Here is a 23,531-nt window from a genome sequence, read left to right as displayed (position 1 = left end):
GCAGCTAAATGCTGCAGTTCCGGCTAACGCTAATGAAGGCTTGCGGAGCACTCATTCTAAAACAGAAAGGTGCGGAGAGTGTGGTGCAGCAATCCAAAAAAAACCAGCTTGTGCGCCCGGCGCGCGTGCGGTGACGGGTTGCCTTGTCGTGCTGGCAGCGGCAGCAGACGAGTGCTAGGCCCGGCGGATCGGTAAACGTCCCCCGCTCTTACTCAATCTGCCAATAAAGCGTTTATTATATCAGTAGGTGACTTCGTGGCGGAGCCGCGCTCACCGCAGTTGGGGGATTAACAAAGAGGCGGAACAAGCGCACACTGTTTTTTTCAGGAACAGGAATTGCTCGCCATGTATGTTGCTCACAATGTTTTTGGGCCGGAAGATCTCGCGCTGGCTGAGAGTGTCTTAGACGAGGTCTGGGCCTCACTTCCCGACGGGGTAAGGTGCGGGCCTCACGGGTCCGATTGCCGGGAGTGGCTCGCCAAGCAAGTTCTGGCCTCGATCCACAGCGACGATCTCGACCCCGGTTATCTCAAAAGCCGCTTGCTCGAAGCCGATACGACGGGATGGGGGTGGGCCAGCGTTGAAGCGGAACAAAACTGTTTCCAGAGCCGTTTTTGATGTGAGACGCATGCACCAGCGTGCGTCAGGCGCCTTTAATCAGGTGCCCAGGCCGCTGGGGAGCTTCGCGCTCCCGGCGGCTTTGCTTTGACTAGGGGACGGAACGCATCGCATGGCACAGAAGAAGAAGCTCTCCGAGTATCGCGCCAAGCGGGATTTTACGAAGACGGCCGAGCCCAGCGGAGCTGCGGAGATCCGCCCGGCGAAGTATCTGCGGTTCGTCATACAGAAACACGATGCGACGCGCCTCCATTACGATCTGCGTCTCGAACTCGACGGCGTTTTCAAATCGTGGGCCGTGACCAAGGGGCCCTCCGTCGATCCCAAGGACAAACGTCTTGCAGTCGAAGTCGAAGATCATCCCCTCGATTACGGGGATTTCGAAGGCACCATTCCCAAAGGTCAGTACGGCGGCGGCACGGTGATGTTGTGGGACCGCGGCTTCTGGCAGCCGGTCGGAAACCTCAGTCCGGAAGAGCAGCTCCGTAAGGGCGAGCTGAAATTCATGCTCGTGGGCGACAAGCTCAAGGGCAGCTGGGTGCTCGTGAAGCTCAAGCATGACCGAACCGGGGGCAAGCGCACCAATTGGCTTTTGATCAAACATCGGGACGAAGGTGCCCATGCGGACGATGGCGACGCCATTCTCGAGAAGGATCGCTCGGTCGCTTCCAAACGTACGATGGCGCAGATTGCGGCGGGTCAAGGCAAAGGGCCTGAGCCATTCATCACGCGGCGCCGCGCAGCCGCAAAACCCGACGCCGTCTGGCAATCCAACAAAGCCGAAGGCTATGCGGACGACCCGGATCCTGCTCCAGCGGCCGCGCCAGCGAAGCCAATGAAACGCACGCTCGTGCACAAGGCTTCCAAGGCTGCGAAATCAAAACCCGCTGCGCAGAACGGTTCATCGGCTTCCGTGATGGGCATTCGCATCTCGCATCCCGATAAGGTGATGTGGCCCGCCGGTGAGCGCGCGGCCGTGACGAAGATCGATCTTGCGCATTATCTCGAAGACGTCGGCGACTGGATGGTGAAGCATGTCACGGGCCGCCCCTGCTCCGTCATTCGGGCGCCCGACGGCATCAACGGCGAGATGTTCTTCCAGCGCCACGCGATGAAGGGTATGTCGCCCGAGATCGACGTCGTGCGTGTTTCGGGCGATCGCGAACCCTACATCGAGGCCAACTCGGTCGAGGCATTAATCGGGCTTGGGCAGATCGGCTCGCTCGAGTTTCATCCCTGGAATTGCGCCGAGCGCGATCCCAATTCGGTCGGCCGCCTCATTTTCGATCTCGATCCGGCGCCGGACGTCGAATTCGACCGCGTGGTGAAGGCCGCAAACGAGCTGCGTGAACGGCTTGAGAAGCTTGGCCTGGTCGCCTTCTGCAAGACGACCGGCGGTAAGGGCCTTCACGTTGTCACGCCTATCAAGACATCGCGCGGTGAAACGATCGGCTGGGATGAGGGCAAGTCATTCGCCGGAGCCGTGTGCCAGCAAATGGCCACCGACAGCCCGAACGACTATCTTATAAAGATGACGAAGAAGCTGCGCACGGGCCGGATCTTCCTGGACTACTTCCGAAACGACCGCATGGCGACCGCCGTTGCCCCGCTGTCGCCGCGGGCACGGCCCAACGCCACCGTATCGATGCCGCTGACGTGGTCCCAGGTCAAAAAGGGGCTCGATCCCCAGCGCTTCACGGTGCACACGGTCCCTGCCCTTCTGAAGAAGACGAAGGCCTGGGAGGAATACGCTGCCTCCGAGCGGTCGCTGAAGAGCGCGATCAAGAAGCTGCTGGGTTCTTGAGCGTGCGGGCAAAAGCTCACATGGCGCGGAGCGCATCGAATGCCGCGGGCGCAGCCATGGCCGAAAAGCGCCGCTCAGCCACCAAGCCATTGAAAATTCCGGGTGCCGAAAAGGCGCCCATGCCGCCCTTTATCGAACCGTGTCTTGCGACGCTTGTTGCCAAGCCGCCCGTGAGCGACGATTGGGTGCATGAAATCAAGTTCGACGGCTACCGTATTCAGGCGCACATCAATAAGGGCGTGGTCCGTCTTCTCACGCGTAATGGTCTCGACTGGACCGAACGCTTCGGCAAGCTTCCGCAGTTTCTCTCGGCCTTTCACAAGGGCACGGCGATCATCGACGGGGAACTCGTCGTCGACGATGCGGAAGGTCATTCAAGCTTTTCGGCGCTGGCCGATGCGCTCAAAAGCGGGCACGCGGAGCGCTTCGTCCTCCATTGCTTCGATCTGCTCTATCTCGACGGAATGAGCCTCGTCGAAGCCCGGCTTGGCGATCGCAAGGCGGCTCTCGAAGCGATGTTTGCCGGCAAGCCCAAGGACGGCCCCATTCGCTACAGCTCGCATCTCGCAACGGATGGCGCGCGCATGCTGGCTGAAGCGTGCCGCCTCGGGCTTGAAGGCATCATATCAAAGCGCGTCGACCGGCCCTACCACTCCGGCCGTCACGATGACTGGCTGAAATCGAAATGCGTGCAGGTCGATGAGTTCGTCATCCTCGGCTACCTCAAAGGCAAGGCAGCGCCGAATGCCGTCGGTGCACTCGTCGTCGGCTATTACGATAAAAAGCAGCTCGTCTATGCCGGGCGCGTCGGGACTGGATTTACGAACAAGACCGCCAGCAGCTTGATGCGCACCTTGAAGCCGATGCGCATCGACACGCCAGCCCTTGCGTCTGGCCTGACAAATCTCCAGCGCCGCGATGTGACATGGGTGGAGCCCACGCTCGTTGCGCAAATCGAATATCGCGCGTGGACAGCCGATGGCCTGTTGCGGCACGCCGCGTTCAAGGGATTGCGCGAGGACAAACCCGCGAAAGACGTGCGTCGCCCCACCACGAAAGTCATCAGCGCCTGAAGGCGAATAGAGTTCAAAACGGCAGAAATAGCTGCTGTGCAAAATGTGGAATGATCATCATCCACATCCAAAGAGCAAAAATTGGGTGCATGAAGTTTCTCCTGAAATTGCCAAACGCAATCAGGCTACAAACGTGCAAGAGCATTGCTCGAACGGGTAGTGACGAAGCGCTTTGAAATACGAGCGCGCGTTATAAAATCTCGCGATGCAGCAAGACTAGCACGAGTCTCGCGGTGCGAACGCGGTTTTATCCGCGCGCCTTCGATTTTCGTTTTGTCGGCTTCGCGGCGCCGCGCTTCACAGGTTCGCGCTTTTGACGGGAGGCCGCTGTCTTCGTTTTGGTGGTTTCCGATTTCGACGGCGGTGACTTCTGCGTCGAACGGCGCAGCGCTTCCATGAAGTCGATCACCGTGCCACCCGACGGCGGCTCGTCGCCACCCGCGACTTCGGTCGAGAGGCCGCCTTCGACCTTCTCCTTCACGAGGCTGCGCAGCGCGTCAGCGTAGTGGTTTTTGAAGTCTGCCGGATTGAATTTCGTTGTGCGCTCTTCGATGAGCTGCTTCGCCATATCCACGAGTTCGGGCCGCAGCTTCTCATTGCCGATGCCTTCAAAGATCTCGTCGGCATCGCGGACTTCGCTGGCGTAGCGCAGCGTTTCGATCATCAGCCCGTCGCCGCTCGGCTTCATTGCGATGAGGTTTTCGCGGCCGCGGATCGTCAGCTGGCCGACGCCGTACTTCTTCGTTGCGCGCAGCGCATCGCGGATGATGCGATAGCCTTCCTCGGCGACATCACCGTCGGGAAGGACGTAGTAAGGGTTCGCGAAGTAGAGCGGATCGATGGAGCAGGCTTCCACGAATTCCGTCAGCTCGACAGTGTGCCGCGTCGTGAGCTTCAGCTTGTCCAGCTCGTCCGGTTCGAAGAGAACGTAGTTGCCATTGTCGAGCTCATAGCCTTGGACGATGTCCGACTGCGGCACGACCTTGCCGCTTTCGCCAGCTACCTTCTGATAACGAATGCGCTGCTTCGATTTCTTGTCGACCTGATGCAGCGCAATCTTGTCTTCCGACGCGGTCGCACTAACCAGCCGGATGGGAATGGTAACGAGCGCCAGGCGCAGGTGCCCTTTCCAGAAGGACCGCGCAGTTGCCATCGTCAAGCTCCTCGGGAACGCATTACTCGAATGTAGATTAGCACGAAGGATTTCGGACGCTAAGCGTTCGTGCGGCACGCGTCGCGACCTGCGAAAACGCACCGCCATAGGGGCGGGTTCCCGGGGGGCAACCGATTGGCCAAGCTTCGCTCCCAAGACCAGAAAGTTAACGGCGCGTTGCCAGGGCTTTGTTCAGCATGCGCCCCGTTTAGCGCTGGCTCGTCGTGTAGTTGGGATTGACCCACACCGGGACCTGCTCGGGCGGCAGGGGTGGCCGCCCGCGGATGGCGTCGGCAATCTTCTCGGCCATCATGATGGTGGGAACGTTCAGATTGCCGCTGACGACATCGGGCATGATCGAGGCATCGACGACGCGCAGGCCGTCCACGCCATGCACCCGCCCCTCCCCGTCGACGACTGACATCTCGTCCGTTCCCATGCGGCAGGAGCAGGATGGGTGGTAGGCGCTCTCGGCCTTGGCCCGGATGAACGCATCGATGGCGGCATCTCTCTGGTCTGCCGGCCCTGGCGCCAGCTCGGCCCCCCGATAGCGATCAAAAGCCTTCTGCGAGAATATCTCGCGCGTCAGCCGGATGCCGGCGCGCATCTCTTTGCGATCCTGCTCCGTCTGCATGTAGTTGAAGAGGACGCGCGGATACTGTCGCGGGTCCGCCGACTTCAGCTTGACGTAGCCGCGGCTCGTCGGCCGCATCGGGCCGATGTGCGCCTGAAAGCCATGTCCCTTCGCGGCGGATGAGCCGTCGTAGCTGATGGCCATCGGAAAGAAGTGATACTGCAGGTCGGGATGCAGCACGCCGGCCTCGCTGCGGATGAAGCCGCCCGATTCAAAATGGTTGGTGGCGCCGAGGCCCTTGCCCGTCAGGATCCACTCGATGCCGATTTTCAATTTCGCGAGCGGATTGTTGGCGCTGTAGATCGAAACCGGCTCTTTGCATTCGTACTGCACGTAGGCTTCGATGTGGTCCTGCAGGTTTTCGCCGACCCCCGGGAGGTGCTGTACGACGGGGAGCCCAAGCTTCTTCAATTCGTCAGCGTTGCCGATGCCCGACAGCATGAGGATTTGCGGCGAGTTGATCGCGCCGCCGCTGACGATCACCTCGCGCGCGGCGCGTGCCGATTGCAGGCGGCCACCACGCGCGTATTCGACGCCGATGGCACGCTTGCCTTCGAACAGGAGGCGCGTGACGAGCGACTTCGGTTTGAGATCCACCCCTCCCCGCTTTTGTGCGGGACGCAGGTAAGCCTGCGCCGCACTCCATCGCCGTCCCTTGTAGACGGTCATGTCCATGCGGCCTAGGCCTTCCTGCTGGTGGCCGTTCATGTCCTCGGTGACAGGGTAGCCGGCTTGGCGGCCCGCCTCGATGAAGGTGTCGTAGAGCGGATTGGTGCAGCGCGCCGTGGTGACGAGCAGCGGACCCGAGTTGCCCCGGTAGGCGTCACCGCCCTTCAGACGCGTTTCAGACTTCTTGAAATATGGAAGGCAGTGGAAGTAGCTCCAGCCTTGCAGCCCCTGCTGGCGCGCCCAGGCGTCATAATCAAACGCGTGCCCGCGAATGTAGATCATGCCGTTGATGGACGACGATCCGCCGACCACGCGGCCACGCGGACAGTACATCTTGCGGTTATCGAGAAACGGCTCTGGCTCGGACTCGTACCACCAGTTGTATTTCGTGCCGGCGAGCGGATAAGCGAACGCGGACGGCATATGGATGAAGATGCTGTAGTCCTGGGGCCCCGCTTCCAGGACTAGCACGCGGGTGTCCGCGTCTTCGGTCAGGCGATTGGCGAGCACGCATCCGGCGGACCCCGCGCCGACGATGATGTAGTCGTACTCCTGCGCAGTGCTCGTGCTCATCTGTGGACCGATCCCCCAATCCTCATCCGCAACGCTTGCACCATGATCACTCAGATTGCCTAGCAAAGCGGCGAGAGAAGCCCTTCACGCTGGGCGAGGATCATTCGCCACTCCAAGCTGGCGGTCGCGAACTCAAGCCCGTTCATCCTATGCCTTTGTCGCCTTTTTCCGGCTGTCCCAGATACGACACAAATGGCGTCCGCAACGACAGTGGAAGCGAACTCAACGGCTTCCACGAAATGGCCCCGGACTTGCACAATCTCAACTTGTCAAAATACGACTTGGTGATACTATTTCTGAGTACCGATCACGATCTCTCTAGCCTTGCGTTTCTGGCCTTCCCGTTCCCTATGGGAGCTTTTGCGGCGTGAACGAAGTTGCGACGAAGCTGAGTGGGATCCGCAGGATCGGTTTCCTGACGCTCGACGAGTACACGATGATCGCGGTTTCGAGCGCGATCGAAGTTCTTCGCATGGCCAACCGCTTGAGCGGCCAAACCCATTATTCCTGGACCATTCTGACGCTTGACGGAAAGCCGGTGCCGTCCAGCAACGGCATGTCGTATGCGGCCGCGACGACCTACGATGATGCCGGCGATCTCGACATGGTGCTCGTCTGCGGCGGCACCAACGTCGCGAACTTCGTCGGTGAAAAGGTCATTCATCTTCTGCGCCGCATCGCGCGGGACGGCGTCGTGCTCGGTGGGCTGTGCACGGGGACCTATGCGCTTGTGAAGTCGGGGCTCCTCGACGGCTATAAGTGCACCATTCATTGGGAAAACATGGCCGGCCTTCGCGAATTCCACGGGCGCGTGGAGTTTCAGGAAGAACTGTTCGTGATCGATCGCGACCGGGTGACGTGCACGGGCGGGATCGCGCCGATCGACATGATGCTGACCCTCGTGCGCAGCAGCTTCGGCAAGACGTTGGTTGCGGAAATCTCCAATCAATTCATTCTCGAGCGCGTGCGCGATGGCTATGACCGGCAGCATATTCCGCTCGCCGCTCGCTTGGGCTTCAGCCAGGGTGCGCTCGTCGAGATCGCCGCGTTGATGGAGGCGAACTTCGAAGAGCCGCTGACCGCGGTGGAGCTTGCGAACCTTGCCGGGCTGTCGTTGCGCCAGGTTCAGCGCATGTTTCGCGACACGCTCAATACGACGCCGACGAAATATTACCTGCAGCTTCGCCTGCGCCGCGCGCGGGAACTGCTTTTGCAATCGCAAATGTCGATCACGCAGATTTCAGTCTCCTGCGGTTTTCAATCGACGTGCCACTTCAGCAAGTCCTATCGCGCGCTTTACGGGCGGACGCCACGCAGCGAGCGCCAGCCTAGTGAGGCCGAGCCCGTGTTCACCGCATCGCCTTCGCTGCGGCGCGATACGAGCCGCGAAAGGCTGCCGTCAATCTAGCGTGAGCGGCCGAGGGGGGCTGGCATCGCGATGAGCCGCAAATTCGAAACAGCCTGGAAAGTGAAAGGAGTACGCGTGTCCGGCGCGTAAACGCAGATTAGCGTCGCAATTGAGAAATCGGCGGCTGACCGCCGTGATTAGCTGAAGGGGTTATCCGGCCGGGTAACACATCAACGGGACTGCCGGCACATCAGGATCATCGCGCATGCGAGCATCTCATCAGGCGGACTGTTGTCGCTCACACGAGGTACGGCCAACAACAGGAGTTGTCATGACACGCATCGCGATGGGGGTCGCCCTTGCCCTTTGTCTGGCTGCAACGACGGCCCACGCAGAAAGTGCGAGCTGCAAGAAGGTCCGCTTCGCCGATGTCGGCTGGACCGATATTCAAGTCACAACCGCGACCGCGCAGAACCTTCTCGAAGCGCTCGGCTATGAGCCGGAGATCAAGACGCTCTCGGTTCCTGTCACCTACGCATCCTTGAAGAATAAGGACATCGATGTGTTCCTCGGCAACTGGATGCCGAGCATGACGGCCGACATCAAGCCCTATACGGACGACAAGTCGGTCGAGACGATCGGCGTCAACTTGAGCGATGCGGGTTATGGCCTCGTCGTGCCGCAGTATGTTGCAGATGCGGGCGTGAAGAGCCTCACCGATCTCGGCGCGCATAAGGACAAATTCGGCGGCAAGATCTATGGCATCGAAGCGGGCAATGACGGCAACCGCATCATCAGCAGCATGATCGCGAAGCCCGAGAATAAGCTGGAAGGCTTCGAGCTTGTCGAGAGTTCGGAAGCGGGCATGCTGACCCAGGCCGAGAAGGCGATGAAGAAGAAAGACTGGATCGTGTTCCTCGGCTGGACGCCGCATCCGATCATGGGCGAAATGAAGATCGCTTATCTCGACGGCATGGGCGATTCCGGCTTCGGCGCGGCGACGGTCAGCACCAACGTTCGCGCCGGTTACACGCAAGAATGCCCGAACGTCGGCAAGTTCCTGAGCAACCTGAAATTCAATCTCGCCATGGAAGGCGCGATGATGGAGCCCGTTTTGAAGAGCGGCGCTGATCCCAAAGCGACGGCTCTCACGTGGCTCAAAGCCAATCCTGACGCCGCCAAACCGTGGCTTGAGGGCGTGACGACCTTCGATGGCGGCGATGCGACGGCTGCCGTCAACGCTGCCCTCGCGAAGTAGTTCGCCACAACGCTACTCCCAAGCGGACGGCCGCAACCGTGTGGCCGCCCGCTTCGGAAACGAGCATCACGCGAGGGAACGCGCCAGATGGATCCCCTATCGAAGCTGATAGCCGCCTGGAAAATTCCAGTGGGCCAGTTCGGCAAATCGGTCTTCGATTTCGTGACTGACTATTTTCAGTGGCTATTCGACGCCATCTCCAACGTGCTTGGAACGATCGTCGAGGGCACGTCGGCTCTACTCCTGCAGGTGCCGCCGATCGTTCTTGCGGTCGTTCTTGCGGGATGTGCCTATTGGCTGAGGCGCTCCAAGGCACTGGCCGTTGGCGTTCTGATAGGATTCCTTTTCATTCTCAATCAGGGCCTTTGGAAAGAGACGGTGCAGACGCTGGTTCTGGTGCTCGCGGCGACCGCACTTTCGATGTCGATCGGCGTTCCCCTCGGCATATGGGCGGCCCATAAGCCCCGCGTCTGGCGCGTGGCGCAGCCGCTGCTCGATCTGATGCAGACGATGCCGACGTTCGTCTATCTCATTCCCATTCTCATTCTCTTCGGTCTCGGCGCGGCGCCCGCTCTGATCGTGACCATCATCTTCGCCATGCCCGCGCCCGTGCGCATGACTTATCTCGGGCTCACGTCCATCCCGAAGCCGATGCTGGAGGCGGGCGAGAGTTTCGGCGCGACGAAGCGGCAACTGTTGTGGAAGGTGGAACTGCCGGCGGCGCTTCCCTCGATCATGGCGGGGCTCACGCAGTGCATCATGCTGTCGTTGTCGATGGTGGTCTTCGCGACGCTGATCGGCGCGCCGAGCCTTGGCAATCCCGTCAATAAGGCGCTCGCCAACCGCAACATTCCGCTCGGGATCGAAGCGGGCCTCGCCCTTGTCATTCTCGCCATCATTCTCGATCGCGCGCTGTCTGTGCAGGCGGGAGTTCGCAAATGACGGTCGCGGTCGATTTCCAGAACGTCGATATCGTTTTCGGCAAAGACATCGCTAAGACGCTGGCGCTCATCGATGCAGGCGCGACGCGGGCGCAGATTCTCGCCAAGACCGGCGCGGTTCTTGGTGCAGCGGGCGCCAATCTCACCGTCAACGAAGGCGAGATTTCCGTGCTCATGGGACTTTCCGGCTCGGGAAAATCGACGCTGCTCCGCGCGGTCAACGGCCTCAACAAGGTGTCGCGCGGCGCGGTGCTGGTGAAGGACGGCGACCGCATGGTCGACATCGCTTCGTGCGATGCGGCGACGCTCCGCCATATGCGCCAGAAACAGGTGGCCATGGTCTTCCAGCAGTTCGCCCTGCTGCCGTGGCGCACGGTTCGCGAGAACGTCGGGCTCGGGCTGGAACTCGCCGGCGTTCCACACGCAGAACTGAAAGAGCGCGTCGACCGGCAGCTCACGCTTGTCGGGCTCGACGCCTGGGCCGAAAAGCACGTGCATGAGCTATCCGGCGGCATGCAGCAGCGCGTCGGTCTTGCGCGCGCGTTCGCAACGGATGCGCCCATTCTCTTGATGGACGAGCCGTTCTCGGCGCTCGATCCGCTCATTCGGACGAAACTTCAAGACGAGCTTTTGCAGCTGCAGACGTCGATCAAGAAGACGATCATTTTCGTCAGCCATGATCTCGAAGAGGCGCTGAAGATCGGCAATCGCATCACGATCATGGAGGGCGGCCGCATTGTACAATCGGGCGCGCCGGAGGAGATCGTGCTGGAGCCCGCCAACGATTACGTGCGCGACTTCATCGCCAACGTCAATCCGCTGTCGGTTTTGACGGCGTGGAACGTGATGCGCGACATGCGCGATTTGGAGCGCGCGGAAGACGACTGGATCTGGCTCGACCGCCGCCGCACGACGCGATTCCAGATCGACGGCGCGGGTAAGGTTGCAGCAGCCGAATGCAACGGACGCCAAGCCGCGTGGGTGACGTGCGGGGAATGCGAGAAGCACGTTGGCGAAGATTCGTCACCCGTCTATTGGGCGCGCCCCGGCACCAGCCTCAAGACCGTCATTCTCGCCATGCACAAGTCCGGCACCGCGCCGGTCGCGCTCTTCGACGACGACGACCGTTTCGTCGGCGCGATCGGCATCCGCGACGTGCTGCAGGCGATCCTGCGGCGCAAGGATTGATCGCCGCTCGCGTTATTTCTCGATGACGACGTTCCCGAGCGGCTTGCTGCAGCATATCAGGATCATCCCGGCGTCGATCTCGCGCTGACGGATGCCACCGCCGTGTTTCATCTCAACGTCGCCTGAAAGCTTCTTGCTCTTGCAGGTTCCGCACACGCCCTTGCTGCACGAGAACGGAAGCCGCATTCCGGCGGTGCGCGCGGCGTCCAGAATGGACTGATCGGGTCGGCACTCGATCGTGCGGCTGGATTTCGTGAATTCGATCTTGAAAGCTTCTGCCGGGGCAGCGGCCGAAGCGGGCTCAGCGTGCGCTTCAGCTAACGACACGCTTTGACGTTCGAACGAGAAGCTCTCCTCGTGATAGTGCGCCGTGTCGAAGGCGGCTTCCTTGAGCATCCCACGGACGCACGCCATGTAGGCTTCCGGCCCACAGCAGAAGATTTCGCGGCTCTCGAGATCCGGTACGATGGCCTTCAGGAGCGGCAGCGTGAGGTAGCCCGTGGGAGCGGCCCAATCGCGGGCGTCGCCAGTCTTCTCGCACACGAATGCCGTGCGGAAGTTGCTTGCGCCGTGCGCCATCATCCCGAGTTCGTGACGGAAGATAATATCGCGGGGCGAACGTGCGCTGTGCACGAAGACGATGTCGTGATCTTCGCCCAGTTCGTAAAGCGTGCGCGCCATCGACATCAGCGGCGTCACGCCCGAGCCGCCGGACAGGAACAGGTACTTGGGTGCAGCGTGCAGCGTGCAGCTGAACTCACCGGCGGGGCCGAGCGCTTTGATCTTGGCGCCGGGCTTCATGTTGTCGTGCAGCCAGTGCGAAACTGTGCCGCCCGGGTGGCGCTTCACCGTGATCGACAGCGTGTCGGGGCGCGTCGGCGGCGAAGATATGGTGTAGCAGCGATTGACGACTTGGCCGCTGATCTCCAGCTCGAGGGTGATGAACTGTCCCGGCCTGAAGCGGAAAAGCCGCGGCGTCTCGGTTCGAAAGAGGAAGCTTTTGACGTCGTGCGTCTCTTCGCGCACGTGCACGCAGATCAGCGTATCGTCCTCGTCGGCGTTCCACTTGCCCGGCGTCACATCCCAAAGTGCCGGGCCCAGACGACTCATCCGTGTTGTATCACTCATGGCGCGTCAAGCACTCGCCGCGAATGAGCTGGCGTTCGCGGTTTCGTGCCCGGTCGCCGCGCGCAGCCGCTTGAAGTACCAGGACATGAATTTTTCCACCAACTCCTCCGTGTAGGGTGAGTAAGGGCCCGGCTCATAGGCGGCGCTCTGCGAGCCAATCTGCGTACGCTCGACGAGTGCGCCGTCCTGCTTGTTCGTTGCGTGCCAGACTTCGCTCAGTTCCTTGGGATCGTAGTCCTTGCCTTCGACGGCATCCTTATGCACGAGCCATTTCGTCCTCAGCAGCGTGCGCTCGGGATCGATTGGCAGGACGCTAAAGGTGACGATGTGGTCGCTCATGAAATGATGCCAGGAATTGGGCTGCGTCCAGAACGAGAGGCCGCCGAGATTTCGCTGCGTGAGATCGCCTAGCAGCTTCTGACAGGCGACCTTGCTGTTCATCGTCTGCGACTCACCGGCTTTATCGAGCGGCAGTCGCTCCGTACGATAGGCCGTGACGCGACTATCGAGAAATTCGCGCTCGACAGACGGCAGGCCGCAGGATTCCCATCTCGCGTGCTCGCGAACGATGAGATCACGAAAGGCCTGCACCTCCTCCGCGTTCTCGGGTGAGGGCTGATAGCCGAAGCCGAATTCGTAGAGTGAGACGGTGAGCTCCGGATGGTTCGCCTTGCAATGATAGCACTCACGATTGTTCTCCATCGTGAACTTCCAATTGCCGTTCTCGATGAGGTCTTCCTCGTAGGCGACTTTGCAGTCGCTGATGCGATGCGGGAGGATGTAGGGCTCCATCTCCTGGCGCATCTGCTCGAAGTCCGTGGGCGGCTCGTCGGCAAGGCAGATAAAGATGAGGCCCGCGATATTGCCGACGTGCACCATCTTCAACCCGAATTGGCTGCGATCGAACTCGTCGCCCATATGCTCGGTATGGATGAGCTTGCCCGTCAGATCGTATGTCCACTGATGATAGGGACAGACGACGTTGCCGACACTCCCCTTGTCGCCATCGCAAAGGCGTGCACCGCGATGGCGGCAGACGTTGTGAAAGGCGCGGATCGCCATGTCGTCGTCGCGCACGACAACGATCGAAGCACGCGCGAGCGGCACGGTGAAATAATCTCCGGGCTCGGGAATGTCCGGCTCGACACCGACGAAAATCCAGTGCCGCCCAAAGACGACGTCCATATCGAGATCGAAGATTTCCTTCGCCCGGTAGAAAGGCGCTTCAAGGCTGTAGCCTGGCCGGCGGCGTGCGATCATCGCTCGCAATTCGCTGGAAATTTGCATGTGACCACTCCCTTCGCGGCCGGCTAAAAATCGACGAGCCGATGTTCTCTCAGATAGTTCAGCACCACTTGTGCTTTATCGACGGTTGTCCCCTCAAAAGCGACAATGCCGCCTTTGGCCTCTGAGACGACGGCGGATTGCATTCGAGCGTGGGCTGATTTGCGATCTTGCGCCTTGAGCTTCACGGGAGGGCGTGGCGCTGGCTCGACCGTCCAGTTCTGGGGATCGGCAGGCGCCGCAGCATTCGCTTGCGGCAGTGCTGCGATTTTGCCCGAGAGCCGCCGGGCGTAGGCATATCTGAGTTCAACCGGTGCGCGTGGATGAACGCTCATTACGAGCGGCAACGGACACGCAATGCGGCGGCGCTGTCCCCTCGGCAGAAACTGGCGGACCTCGACTTCACTTTCTCTGGTCGTTACACGCACATCGAGCACGCCTGCGATGACCGGACGTGCGAGTGCGTGGGCCAGCACGTATGGCAGGAGCCCGCTTCCCGCACCCAGCTCGGTGTTGCTGCCCGTTAGAATGATATCTACGTGCTGCAAAGCCTCTGCGAGCGCGGGGATGATATTTCTATCCGCTTCGACGAGCAGAACCTCGATCGCTTTGGCGCCAAGCGCCAGATAGTCCTGCAGCGCGGCGTCTTCCGGCGAGCCTGCGTGCACGACGCGAAGTGCATCACCCGCAATCTGCCTGCCCACCGCCATTGCAATGGCATCGCCACGGCAGGCGCGCGGCGCGCCGCTGACGGGATGACGGCCAGATGAAATCAGAGCGGCGACGGTGAACGGTTTGCTCATCCTTCGGCCCCAGAAACTTCTGCCTGATTGCGCGCCTGCGAGATGCGCGTCATCAGCGCCTGCATGAGTTCCTCGGCATCGCCGATGACAGTCAGGTCCGCGCGCTTGACGATCGCCGCGCCGGGATCGCGATTGATGGCGATGACATGGCGGCAACTCTTGATGCCTTGCAGATGCTGAACCGCTCCGGAAATTCCGATTGCGAAGTAGGTCGTCGCGCTCACGGTTTTGCCGGAGGCGCCGATCTGCTTGTTGCGCGGGAACTTGCCTTCATCGACCGCCACGCGGCTTGCGCCCACGGCTGCGCCGAGCACGGCGGCGAGCGCGCCGATGGTTTCGACATTGCGGACGCCATTACCGGCGGCGACGATGATGTCTGCTTCTTCGAGTGCTAGTTCCGACGTCCCGGTCTGCTCGAGTCCCAGATCGCGGAACACCTCGCGGACATCCGGTACTTGCGGCGGCGGTACCTCCTCCCCGGCTCCAACGAACGGAAGCTCGGTGTCGACCCCTCCGGGCGCGAGAAGGACGAAGCGCGGAAGTGGCGCATCGGCCAGGGCGCTGCCGCCAGACCAGCGGATCGCTGCGTGGCGAGGAGTCAGCTCCACGACATTCGTCGCGGCATGAGGGCTTTCGTGTTTGGCGATCAGGCGGCGGCCAAGATCGCCGTCGCCCGACATGTTGTCGGGCATGAAAACATGGACGGGCTGGTAGGCATTCAGCAGTGCTGAGATAACGGCCTCTTCTCGGTGTGGCTGGAATTTCGCCGCGTCCAAGTCGGGAAGGACGATGACCTTATCGGCGCCCAATGCCGCCAAGTCCTCATGCACTTCGCCGAGGATGACGGCCACGACGCCTGTACCGGGCGTCGCAAGGATGGCCGCCGCGGCGATCGCGTCGCGCGCATGGTCGTCAAGCCGGCCGCGGTTCGAATGGGCGATGGCCATGTGCCAGCGTTTGGCGGGCTCTTGCGTACGAAGTGGCCTGGACTTTTCATTTGTGCGCGCGAATGCACCGATAGGCTGGCCGTTCTCTGCTTTTTCCCCGAGCACAATGCGGCGCAGCCCCGACGGCGAAAGGCGATAAGGGCGGCGCGGGTCGACGCGCTTCACCGTGCTCATGGCTGCGCTTCCAGAGATGACGCGACCAGTTCGGCAATGTCCAAGACTTCCGCGAGCGAGCCTGCGACGCCTTCGAGCATGGCGGTGCATTGCGGGCATGCGACGGCGATGACTTCGGCGCCGGCTTCGCGCGCGTCAGCCATGCGGATGTCGGGAATGCGCTGTTTGCCCGGAACATCCGTCAGCGGCGCACCGCCACCACCGCCGCAGCATCTGCCGCGCATGCCGGAGCGCTGCATTTCGCGTACGTTGATGCCGAGCCTGCGCAAGAGATTGCGCGGTGCTTCCGTCTCGCCATTGTAGCGCGCGAGATAGCAGGGGTCGTGGTACGTGAGCGGCCGCTTCTCGGATGTTGTTGTGAGTTGCAGTTTGCCTTGCGACACGAGTTGCGCCAGGAGCGCCGTGTGATGGATGACGGTGTAGTTGCCGCCGAATGCCGGATATTCATTGCGCAAGCTGTGCAGCACATGCGGATCGGCGGTCACGATGCGCTTGAAGTCGAGCGCCGCCAACCTGGCAATGTTCTGCTTGGCTAATGTCTGGAACGTCGCCTCGTCGCCGAGACGCCGCGCTGTGTCACCGGTGTCGCCTTCCCGATCACCGAGGATCGCGAAATCCGCGCGCGCGGCCTTCAGGGTTTTGACGAGCGCGCGCAGCGTTCGCTGATAGCGCATGTCGAATGCGCCCTCGCCTGCGAAGAGCAACAGATCGACGGGCTTGCCGGGCTCGGCGACCGGCACATCGAGATCGATGGCCCAGTTGTATCGCACAGCTTTTATATATCCGCCCTGCGTTTGCGTTTCGCGCAAGTTGGCGAGCACGTCTGGCGCGGTTCCCGGCACGTCGCCTTGTGTGAGGTTGAGGTTGCGGCGCATGCCGACGATGGCGTCCACGTGCTCGATCAGCATCGGGCATTCTTCGACGCACGCGCGGCACGTCGTGCAGGACCAGATGGTCTCCGCTTCAATCAGCCGGGGTACGATGGCGTCGCCCGGCGCGCCGCGATGCGAACCTGCTGGAATGCCGGGATAGGACCTTCCGGCGTATGCTGCATCGCTTCGGTGCGAGAATCCGGCGACGAGGTCCTGGATGAGCTTCTTCGGATTGAGGGGCTGGCCTGCGGCGAAGGCGGGACAGGATTGCTCGCACTTTCCGCATTCGACACACGCATCAAAACTCAACAGCTCGGTCCAGAGGAAGTCCGACGGCTTCTCCACGCCGTAGTCATGATTGCTCAATGCCAATGGCGCCAGCGCGGTCGACCGCTTACCTGCGAAGCGCTCGGATCTTGGATGGAAAGCCAGATGCAGCAACCCGGCGACCGCATGCTTCATCGGCGAGCCGGTGCCGATGCCAAGCGCAAGCTCTGCGGAACCGGCGAGAAGGAGAAGCAGCGCTATTGTTGCGATTGTGAGCGACACCGTTTGAGGCGGGCTCATCGACACGAGCGCGAGGCCGATGGCGAAGGCCGCGAGTGTATAGGGCAGCCGATTCCAAGCGCCGCCCGAGAGGCGTGCTGGCGGATTGCGCCGCCGGAGCCAAACGAAGAAGACACCCGTCAGCATGACGGCCGCGGCGCAGAGAATACCCCAATCCAGCAGGGGCAGATAAAGGCCAAAGCCGTAGTTGATCGCCACGAGCAGCAGCGCGGCGAAGGCGCCACCCGCGGTCGCGATATGCGTATTGGCGATATAGGGATCGCGGGCGACGACGTGATGCAGATCGACGAAGTAGCGTTTCGGCAGGCTCCAGAGCCCGGCCCATTCGATCGGCGCTTCCCTGCCCGCTCGCCATAGAGCCGCGCGCCGTGCGAGGCCTATCGCGAGTGTCGCGATCGAGACCCAAAACAGCGCTGTCACGGCTGCCGCGATCGACACGATCAAAAATCCTTACACAGCCGGAGCGAGTCGTAGATGGCGGCGTGAATGTTGTGCATCGACACGCAATCCCCGACGCGGAAGAGGAGAAAGCGTCCATCGCCCGTCGCCTCTTGCAGCGCCGGCTGCGGCTCGGCAGCAAAAAGCGATTTGAGATCCGTCTGGCCGCGATTGATCGAGCGCCCCTTCAGCGAGGTATAAAGCTCGGTGTTGGGCGCGATGCCGTTTTCGATGATGACCTGATCGACGACGCGCTCTTCTAATTCATCGGTATATTCATTGCGCAACACGGCGACCTTCTTGTTACCCTCAGCGTAGACGCGATCCAGCCAATGGTTCGGTGTCGGAATGATGCCTTGCGCATAAAGGCGGCGATAGAAAATCGGGAACGTCGTGCCGCCGACATCTTCGGAGACTTTCGTATCGGGCGTGACGATCTCGACGGTGCAGCCGCGGCTCGCCAGGAAATCCGCGGTGCCGAAGCCCGCGTGCGCGCTGATGCCGTCATAGACGAGAACGTTCTCGGCCGGCGCGACCTTCTCAGAGAGGATGTCCCAGGAACTGATGGAAAGTCCCTCGTTCGCGCCCCAGTTCGCGACTTGATCGGTGAAGCTGCGCCCCCCTGTTGCGAGCACGACGATGTCCGGCTCCTCGCTGAGCACGATATCGGGCGTCGCTTCGGTTTCCAGCCGGCGATCCACGCCCAAACGTTTTGTCTCAAGGTCAAACCAGCGAACGATGCCGGCCATCTGCTCGCGTTGCGGTGCCTTGGCCGCGAGATTGATTTGGCCGCCGACACCTGGGTTGCGCTCAAACAAAATGACATCGTGCCCCCGCGACCGCGATACGCGCGCGGCTTCGAGACCTGCGGGGCCTCCGCCGACGACAACGACACGCTTCTTTGCGCCTTTCGTCTTGGTGATGATGTGAGGCATCGTCGCTTCGCGCGAGGTCGCCGCATTCTGGATGCAGAGCGTATCGGAGCCCGAATACATACGATCGATGCAGTAGTTCGCGCCGACGCATTGGCGGATCTGATCTTCGCGGCCCTCGCGCACCTTGTTCATGATGTGCGGATCGGCGATGTGCGCGCGGGTCATGCCGACCATATCGACGAGCCCGTTCGCGAGGATGCGCTCGGCCTGCGAGATATCGCGGATGCCTTGCGCATGAAGTACCGGCACGCTGACGACGGACTTGATACCGCTTGCGAGATGCACGAACGGCTCGGGCGGCAATGCCATCGGCGGCATGCAGTTCGCGAGCGTGTTGTGCGTATCCGCGCCTGAGCCAATCACGCTGATGAAATCAAGCATGCCAGTCTCGGACATGCGCTGCGCTATGTCCTTCAGCACCTCGTGATCGAGACCGTCGTCGTGGAATTCGTCGGCGCACATGCGCAGCCCGACGCAGAAGTCGCGCCCGACCGATTCGCGCACGGCTTTCAGCACTTCAAGGCCGAAGCGCATGCGGTTCTCGAGGCTGCCGCCCCACTCGTCGGTGCGCATGTTGGTGCGCGGCGACCAGAACTGATCGATCAACTGCTGATGCGCGGCGGAGAGTTCGATACCGTCGAAGCCCGAGGCTTGCACCCGTTTGGCGGCCGCTGCGAAGTCGCCGATGATGCGATGGATCTCCTCGATCTCAATGGCCTTGGCGTTGCCGCGGTGCACGAACTCCCGCACGCCCGAGGGCGAGACGAGATGCGGCCAGGGATCGCCGGCATAGGCCGAGCGCCGGCCCATATGCGTCGCCTGGATCATGATCTTCATGCCGTGGCGATGGACCGTCTCGGCAAGCCGCGCCATCGGTTCGATCACGCGGTCTGTCGTGAGATTGACCGGACGCCACGCACCTTGCGGAACGTCGATCGAGACGGGGCTCGAGCCGCCGCAGATCGCCATGCCGAGGCCGCCCTTGGCCTTCTCTTCGTAATAGCGGATGTAGCGATCGCCCGGCATGCCGCCAGCGTCCGCATACGCTTCGGCGTGTGCTGTGGAGTAGATGCGATTGGGCAGCGTCAGCTGATTGAGCTTCAGGGGCGTGAAGATGTGCGGGTAGCGCATCGCCTGCTCCTCAGCCCAGTGCCAGGTTGATTGAGAGGGCGCCGGAGGCTGTCTCGCTGGCCTCACGGGTTTCGGCAATGCCCAATCCGTAAGGCGCGGCAGCGCGCGCGAGAAAGCGCCAGATGTAATCGGCGAAACTGCGCCTGACGATGAGCCGGAAGCCGTCGCCCTTACGGAACGCGTAGGCAGAGGATTTGCCAACGGTCGTGCCGACGACGCGGCCCGGCTGCAGGCTTGCGAAGTCATAGACGCTGACGTGCTGCAGGACATCGAGCGCATGCGCGCCTTTGAGGACGAGTTGCGTATAGCCGCCGGAATTATCGACGACTTGACTGCGGACCTCTTGCAGAGCGTTCCGCAAGCTCGCAAGCAGTGGGGATGTTTGGTCTCGCGAGGCGATGATCATCCATTCGTCGGGCGACAGCCACAGTACGGTCACGCCATGCGATGCGATGAAGGTGCAAGGCTCGACGGGAAGCGACAGCCCGAGCGCGGCCGATGCGGCGTTGACGAAAGCTTGGTCATTCGAATTTCCGCGCAGGCTGATGTAGCCCTGGTGCGGGAGCTCGTTCGCCCAGACGCCGCAACTGCCGTCGATCGGGCGCGCTTGGCCTTCCAGGTGATGCGCGCAGAGCGGCGAGCGCATGACGGGCTCAGACATTCTGCCGTTCTCCCTGCGCATCGACGAAGACGGGAGAGACGAGCTTGACCTTGTGCGCTTTGCCGCGAGCGTAGGCATAAAGACTGTTGCGGCCTTCTGTGCTTCGCCGCTTGATCCCATCGCGAACCACGGCGAGTGCGATCGAGCGGCCGAGTTCGGCGCTGTAGTAGCTCGACGTGACATGACCCAGCATTGGAACGGGCGGTGCGGCATCCGAACTCTCGATAATCTGCGCGCCTTCGGGGAGAACGGTATCGGGATCGTCCGTCAACAATCCGACGAGCTGCTTGCGGTTGGGCCCGGCCGTATCGCTCCGCGCCAGCGAACGCTTGCCGATGAAGCTGAACGGCTTCTTCATGCTGACGGCCCAGGCCATATCGAGATCGAACGGTGTCATCGAGCCATCCGTGTCCTGGCCGACAATAATGAAGCCTTTCTCCGCGCGCAGCACGTGCATCGTCTCGGTGCCGTAGGGCGTGATGCCGAATTCGCGGCCGGCGTCCATCAGCGCTTCCCAAACGTGATGGCCGTAGTTGGCATCTACGTTGATCTCGAAGGCGAGTTCGCCGGAAAAGCTGATGCGGAAGACGCGCGCAGGAACACCGGCAACCGCGCCTTCCCGCCAGTCCATGAACTTGAATGCAGAGGGCGAGAGGTCGATGTCAGTACACAGCTTCGCCAGCACGTCGCGGCTCTTGGGTCCGACGATGGCAGCCGTCGCCCAGTGATCGGTGACGGACGTCATGTAGACGTCGAGTTCGGGCCATTCGGTCTGATGCCATTTCTCGAGCCAGGTCAGCACGCGGGCGGCACCGCCGGTCGTCGTCGTCATGACGAAGTGATCGTCGGCGATGCAGGCGGTGACGCCGTCGTCCATCACCATGCCGTTCTCATCGAGCATCAGGCCGTAGCGGCACTTGCCTGGCGCGAGCTTCTTCCAGGCGTTGGCGTAGACGCGCTCCAGTAATTCGCGGACGTCCTTGCCGCGCAGATCGATCTTGCCCAGCGTCGAAGCATCCATGATGGCAACGCCGCGCCGCGCGGCCAGGCACTCCCGGCGCACGGCGGCGTGCATGTCCTCGCCTGCTTGCGGGAAATACCAGGGCCGCAGCCATTGGCCGACCGGCTCGAACTCCGCGCCGCGCGCAACGTGCGCTTCGTGCATCGGCGAATACCGCCGCGGCTCGAACGTGTCGTCCGCATGCGCGCCCGCAAGCGTGCCGAACGTGACCGGCGAATAGGCCGGCCGATACGTGGTCGTGCCGACTTCCGGGATGCTTTTGCCCAACGCATCGGCGGCGATGGCAAAGCCGTTGACGTTGGACAGCTTGCCCTGATCCGTACCTAATCCCAGCGCGGTGTAGCGTTTGATGTGCTCGATGGATCGATAGTTCTCGCGCACGGCGAGATGGATGTCGGCGGCGGACACGTCGTTCTGAAAATCGACGAAGGCCTTCTTGCCGCGCCCTTCGCGCTTGCCGTCGGGAATGCGGAAGACGCGGCGCGCCAGAATGGCTGGCGGCTCGCCGGTCTGCACATCCACTGCATCGATGGTCGCGGTCTTGCCGAATGATGACAACAGATCGCGCATTGTCTGCTGCGTCTGCTCGAGCGGCTCCTGCAAGCCGAATTCGCCCGTGACCGCGCCGACGCAATAAATGCCGGATTTTGCCCGCCCCGTTGCCGGCACGACGAACGCCAGCTTCGCTTCATTCCAATGCGGCCGGCCGCCGTCGTGGCAGTAGAGGTGCACGGTTGGCGAGAGGCCGCCGGAGCTGCCCAGCGCATCGCAATCGATGAAAGGGCCCATGCCGAGGGCGACATTGCGCTCGGCATCAAGCTTGACCAGCTGCGCGCCGCTCAGCGCGCGGCCACCTTTCGCGTAGGCGATGCCGTGGCCGGTTCGCAGATCGACTCCCGCCGCGCGGACGCGCTTTTCCCAAGTGGGATTGATGCGGGTGCGTACATCCGCCAACACGACTTCGCATCCAGCGCGGGCGAGATCGCAGGCGCCTTGATAGACGTGATCGTTGTTCGTCTGCAGCAGCACGCGTTTGCCCGCCGCCACGCCGTACCGATTGAGATACGTGGTGAGCGCCGACGCCGTCATGATGCCGGGGATGTCGTTGTTGCCGAACACCAGCGGGCGCTCGATGGCTCCCGTTGCAAGCACCACGTTATCTGCGCGAATGCGATGCAGTCTTTGGCGCGGCCGATTGGAAACACGTTCCGCGAGCGCCAGATGATCCTGAAGCTGTTCGACTGCCAAGATGAGGTTCATGTCGTGCAGCGCGAACGCGCTCGTGCGTGTCAGCACCTCGACATTTGGCAGGCTTTGCATTTCAGCAATCGTCGTTTGCAGCCAATCGTTCGCTTGACTTGCGCCGATCATGCTTTGCGGCGATGACAACAGCCAGCCGCCCGGTTCGTTCTGCTCGTCGAGCAGAACGGTTTTCAATCCCGCGCGTCCTGCCGCGAGCGCTGCGAGCAATCCGCTGGCGCCGCCGCCAACGACGAGAACCTGCACATGCCTGTGGCTGTGATCGTAGGTTTCGGGGTCGGCTTCGGCCGGCGCCCTGCCGTATCCCGCCGCTTGGCGGATGATATGCTCGAACTTCGGCCAGAGCTTCCTGTTCTGGAACGTCTTGTAATAGAAGCCCGCGGGCATGAAGCGCGCGAACAAGCCGCCAAAGCTCTTCAAATCGAATTCCAGCGTCGGATAGCCACTCGTCCGGCGCGCGATCAACCCATCGTAGAGTTCGACCTGAGTGGCCTTCAGGTTGGGGATCGTGTGCGCGCCAGCTTCGACTTGCATCAGCGCGTTCGGCTCTTCCGGCCCCGCGCTAACGATGCCGCGCGGACGGCCGTACTTGAAGCTGCGGGCGAGCATGCGCACACCGTTCGCCAGCAGCGCCGATGCCAGCGTGTCTCCCTCGAAGCCAGCATAGAGTTGGTCATCAAAGGAAAACGACAGCTGCTTATCGAAATTGATCCGCACGCCAGGACGCCGGATGCGGAAGCTGGTCACGGCGCGCAGCCCTCCGCGTCATAGGCCTTCCGGCCGTCGGCAAGCGTCCAGGTCCCGGCGATGGCGTTGGTCGCAGTGTTGCGCTTCACGACGAAGAACTTGCGGCAGCCCGTGTTGTGCGACCACACTTCCCAATGCCAGCCCTTGGGATTTTTGCGCATGAAGAGATAGTCGCCCCAGGCGTCGTCATCGATCGCTTCGGGCTCGGCTGGACGCGCGGTAAACGCTTCGCCGCCGTAGCCGAATTCCTCTTCTTCGCGTTTTTCCCGGCAATGGGGGCAGAACAACACAAACATCGCGCGAT

18 protein-coding genes are annotated in these 23,531 nt (G+C 61.8%); 7 read left to right on the top strand and 11 right to left on the bottom strand.

What is annotated here, in order from left to right; all coding sequences use genetic code 11:
- Positions 1-345 precede the first annotated feature (345 nt).
- The 3 genes from VFG26_RS15420 to ligD (VFG26_RS15410) all read left to right on the top strand — a co-directional run bounded on the left by VFG26_RS15420 (position 346) and on the right by ligD (VFG26_RS15410) (position 3,495).
- A complete protein-coding gene (locus tag VFG26_RS15420; protein ID WP_325026886.1) occupies positions 346-618 on the top strand; it encodes a hypothetical protein in 273 nt (90 codons plus the stop codon).
- 112 nt (positions 619-730) lie between these two features.
- Positions 731-2,422 (top strand): non-homologous end-joining DNA ligase, encoded by a 1,692-nt coding sequence (gene ligD, locus VFG26_RS15415; RefSeq protein ID WP_325026884.1) that lies wholly within the window; start codon positions 731-733, stop codon positions 2,420-2,422.
- Between the two features lie 20 nt (positions 2,423-2,442).
- Positions 2,443-3,495 (top strand): non-homologous end-joining DNA ligase, encoded by a 1,053-nt coding sequence (ligD, locus tag VFG26_RS15410; RefSeq protein WP_325026882.1) that lies wholly within the window; start codon positions 2,443-2,445, stop codon positions 3,493-3,495.
- A 247-nt stretch (positions 3,496-3,742) separates the two neighbouring features.
- Here the strand turns inward: ligD (VFG26_RS15410) and VFG26_RS15405 are convergent, their stop codons facing one another.
- Entirely contained in the window at positions 3,743-4,648 is a 906-nt protein-coding gene (locus VFG26_RS15405; RefSeq protein ID WP_325026880.1) for a Ku protein, read from the bottom strand.
- 208 nt (positions 4,649-4,856) lie between these two features.
- On the bottom strand, positions 4,857-6,524 hold the full coding sequence (gene betA, locus VFG26_RS15400) for a choline dehydrogenase (protein ID WP_325026878.1): 1,668 nt from the start codon (positions 6,522-6,524) through the stop codon (positions 4,857-4,859).
- 367 nt (positions 6,525-6,891) lie between these two features.
- Between betA and VFG26_RS15395 the strand changes: the two genes are divergently transcribed.
- From VFG26_RS15395 to choV, 4 genes are all read left to right on the top strand, one after another.
- Entirely contained in the window at positions 6,892-7,932 is a 1,041-nt protein-coding gene (locus VFG26_RS15395; protein WP_325026876.1) for a GlxA family transcriptional regulator, read from the top strand.
- Between the two features lie 271 nt (positions 7,933-8,203).
- Positions 8,204-9,130 (top strand): choline ABC transporter substrate-binding protein, encoded by a 927-nt coding sequence (gene choX / locus VFG26_RS15390; protein WP_325026874.1) that lies wholly within the window; start codon positions 8,204-8,206, stop codon positions 9,128-9,130.
- An 87-nt stretch (positions 9,131-9,217) separates the two neighbouring features.
- Positions 9,218-10,072 (top strand): choline ABC transporter permease subunit, encoded by an 855-nt coding sequence (choW, locus tag VFG26_RS15385; protein ID WP_325026872.1) that lies wholly within the window; start codon positions 9,218-9,220, stop codon positions 10,070-10,072.
- Positions 10,069-11,259: a choline ABC transporter ATP-binding protein gene (choV, locus tag VFG26_RS15380; protein WP_325026870.1), complete on the top strand. Its 1,191-nt coding sequence runs from the start codon at positions 10,069-10,071 to the stop codon at positions 11,257-11,259. Before choW ends, choV begins: the two co-directional genes overlap by 4 nt.
- Positions 11,260-11,271: 12 nt before the next feature.
- On the opposite strand, the gene VFG26_RS15375 is transcribed toward choV, so the two are convergent.
- The 9 genes from VFG26_RS15375 to VFG26_RS15335 are packed head-to-tail and all read right to left on the bottom strand — an operon-like array spanning position 11,272 to position 23,523.
- Entirely contained in the window at positions 11,272-12,369 is a 1,098-nt protein-coding gene (locus VFG26_RS15375) for a 2Fe-2S iron-sulfur cluster-binding protein (RefSeq protein WP_325026869.1), read from the bottom strand.
- A 24-nt stretch (positions 12,370-12,393) separates the two neighbouring features.
- On the bottom strand, positions 12,394-13,674 hold the full coding sequence (locus VFG26_RS15370; protein WP_325026867.1) for an aromatic ring-hydroxylating dioxygenase subunit alpha: 1,281 nt from the start codon (positions 13,672-13,674) through the stop codon (positions 12,394-12,396).
- 23 nt (positions 13,675-13,697) lie between these two features.
- Positions 13,698-14,474, bottom strand: a complete 777-nt coding sequence (locus VFG26_RS15365; protein WP_325026865.1) for a hypothetical protein — start codon at positions 14,472-14,474, stop codon at positions 13,698-13,700.
- A complete protein-coding gene (locus VFG26_RS15360) occupies positions 14,471-15,595 on the bottom strand; it encodes an electron transfer flavoprotein subunit alpha/FixB family protein (RefSeq protein ID WP_325026863.1) in 1,125 nt (374 codons plus the stop codon). Before VFG26_RS15360 ends, VFG26_RS15365 begins: the two co-directional genes overlap by 4 nt.
- Complete coding sequence (locus VFG26_RS15355; RefSeq protein WP_325026861.1) at positions 15,592-17,472, bottom strand: (Fe-S)-binding protein; 1,881 nt, start codon at positions 17,470-17,472, stop codon at positions 15,592-15,594. The genes VFG26_RS15360 and VFG26_RS15355 overlap by 4 nt, the downstream gene beginning before the upstream one ends.
- 2 nt (positions 17,473-17,474) lie before the next feature.
- Positions 17,475-19,538: an NADH:flavin oxidoreductase gene (locus VFG26_RS15350; RefSeq protein WP_325026859.1), complete on the bottom strand. Its 2,064-nt coding sequence runs from the start codon at positions 19,536-19,538 to the stop codon at positions 17,475-17,477.
- Between the two features lie 10 nt (positions 19,539-19,548).
- Complete coding sequence (locus VFG26_RS15345) at positions 19,549-20,199, bottom strand: sarcosine oxidase subunit gamma (RefSeq protein WP_325026857.1); 651 nt, start codon at positions 20,197-20,199, stop codon at positions 19,549-19,551.
- Positions 20,192-23,227: a sarcosine oxidase subunit alpha family protein gene (locus VFG26_RS15340; protein ID WP_325026855.1), complete on the bottom strand. Its 3,036-nt coding sequence runs from the start codon at positions 23,225-23,227 to the stop codon at positions 20,192-20,194. The genes VFG26_RS15345 and VFG26_RS15340 overlap by 8 nt, the downstream gene beginning before the upstream one ends.
- Entirely contained in the window at positions 23,224-23,523 is a 300-nt protein-coding gene (locus VFG26_RS15335) for a sarcosine oxidase subunit delta (protein ID WP_325026853.1), read from the bottom strand. Before VFG26_RS15335 ends, VFG26_RS15340 begins: the two co-directional genes overlap by 4 nt.
- Positions 23,524-23,531 lie beyond the last annotated feature (8 nt).

The sequence above is a fragment of the Hyphomicrobium sp. genome, from assembly GCF_035687085.1.
Lineage (GTDB): Bacteria > Pseudomonadota > Alphaproteobacteria > Rhizobiales > Hyphomicrobiaceae > Hyphomicrobium_B.
This window is presented reverse-complemented; position numbering and strand designations above follow the sequence as displayed.

What these genes read in the sequence shown, in the direction of transcription:
- VFG26_RS15405 (WP_325026880.1), bottom strand. Translation starts at nt 4,648, where the DNA reads ATGGCAACTGCGCGGTCCTTCTGGAAAGGGCACCTGCGCCTGGCGCTC.
- VFG26_RS15350 (WP_325026859.1), bottom strand. Translation starts at nt 19,538, where the DNA reads ATGCGCTACCCGCACATCTTCACGCCCCTGAAGCTCAATCAGCTGACG.
- VFG26_RS15360 (WP_325026863.1), bottom strand. Translation starts at nt 15,595, where the DNA reads ATGAGCACGGTGAAGCGCGTCGACCCGCGCCGCCCTTATCGCCTTTCG.
- choX (WP_325026874.1), top strand. Translation starts at nt 8,204, where the DNA reads ATGACACGCATCGCGATGGGGGTCGCCCTTGCCCTTTGTCTGGCTGCA.
- VFG26_RS15375 (WP_325026869.1), bottom strand. Translation starts at nt 12,369, where the DNA reads ATGAGTCGTCTGGGCCCGGCACTTTGGGATGTGACGCCGGGCAAGTGG.
- VFG26_RS15370 (WP_325026867.1), bottom strand. Translation starts at nt 13,674, where the DNA reads ATGCAAATTTCCAGCGAATTGCGAGCGATGATCGCACGCCGCCGGCCA.
- VFG26_RS15345 (WP_325026857.1), bottom strand. Translation starts at nt 20,199, where the DNA reads ATGTCTGAGCCCGTCATGCGCTCGCCGCTCTGCGCGCATCACCTGGAA.
- VFG26_RS15335 (WP_325026853.1), bottom strand. Translation starts at nt 23,523, where the DNA reads ATGTTTGTGTTGTTCTGCCCCCATTGCCGGGAAAAACGCGAAGAAGAG.
- ligD (WP_325026882.1), top strand. Translation starts at nt 2,443, where the DNA reads ATGGCGCGGAGCGCATCGAATGCCGCGGGCGCAGCCATGGCCGAAAAG.
- betA (WP_325026878.1), bottom strand. Translation starts at nt 6,524, where the DNA reads ATGAGCACGAGCACTGCGCAGGAGTACGACTACATCATCGTCGGCGCG.
- choV (WP_325026870.1), top strand. Translation starts at nt 10,069, where the DNA reads ATGACGGTCGCGGTCGATTTCCAGAACGTCGATATCGTTTTCGGCAAA.
- choW (WP_325026872.1), top strand. Translation starts at nt 9,218, where the DNA reads ATGGATCCCCTATCGAAGCTGATAGCCGCCTGGAAAATTCCAGTGGGC.
- ligD (WP_325026884.1), top strand. Translation starts at nt 731, where the DNA reads ATGGCACAGAAGAAGAAGCTCTCCGAGTATCGCGCCAAGCGGGATTTT.
- VFG26_RS15420 (WP_325026886.1), top strand. Translation starts at nt 346, where the DNA reads ATGTATGTTGCTCACAATGTTTTTGGGCCGGAAGATCTCGCGCTGGCT.
- VFG26_RS15365 (WP_325026865.1), bottom strand. Translation starts at nt 14,474, where the DNA reads ATGAGCAAACCGTTCACCGTCGCCGCTCTGATTTCATCTGGCCGTCAT.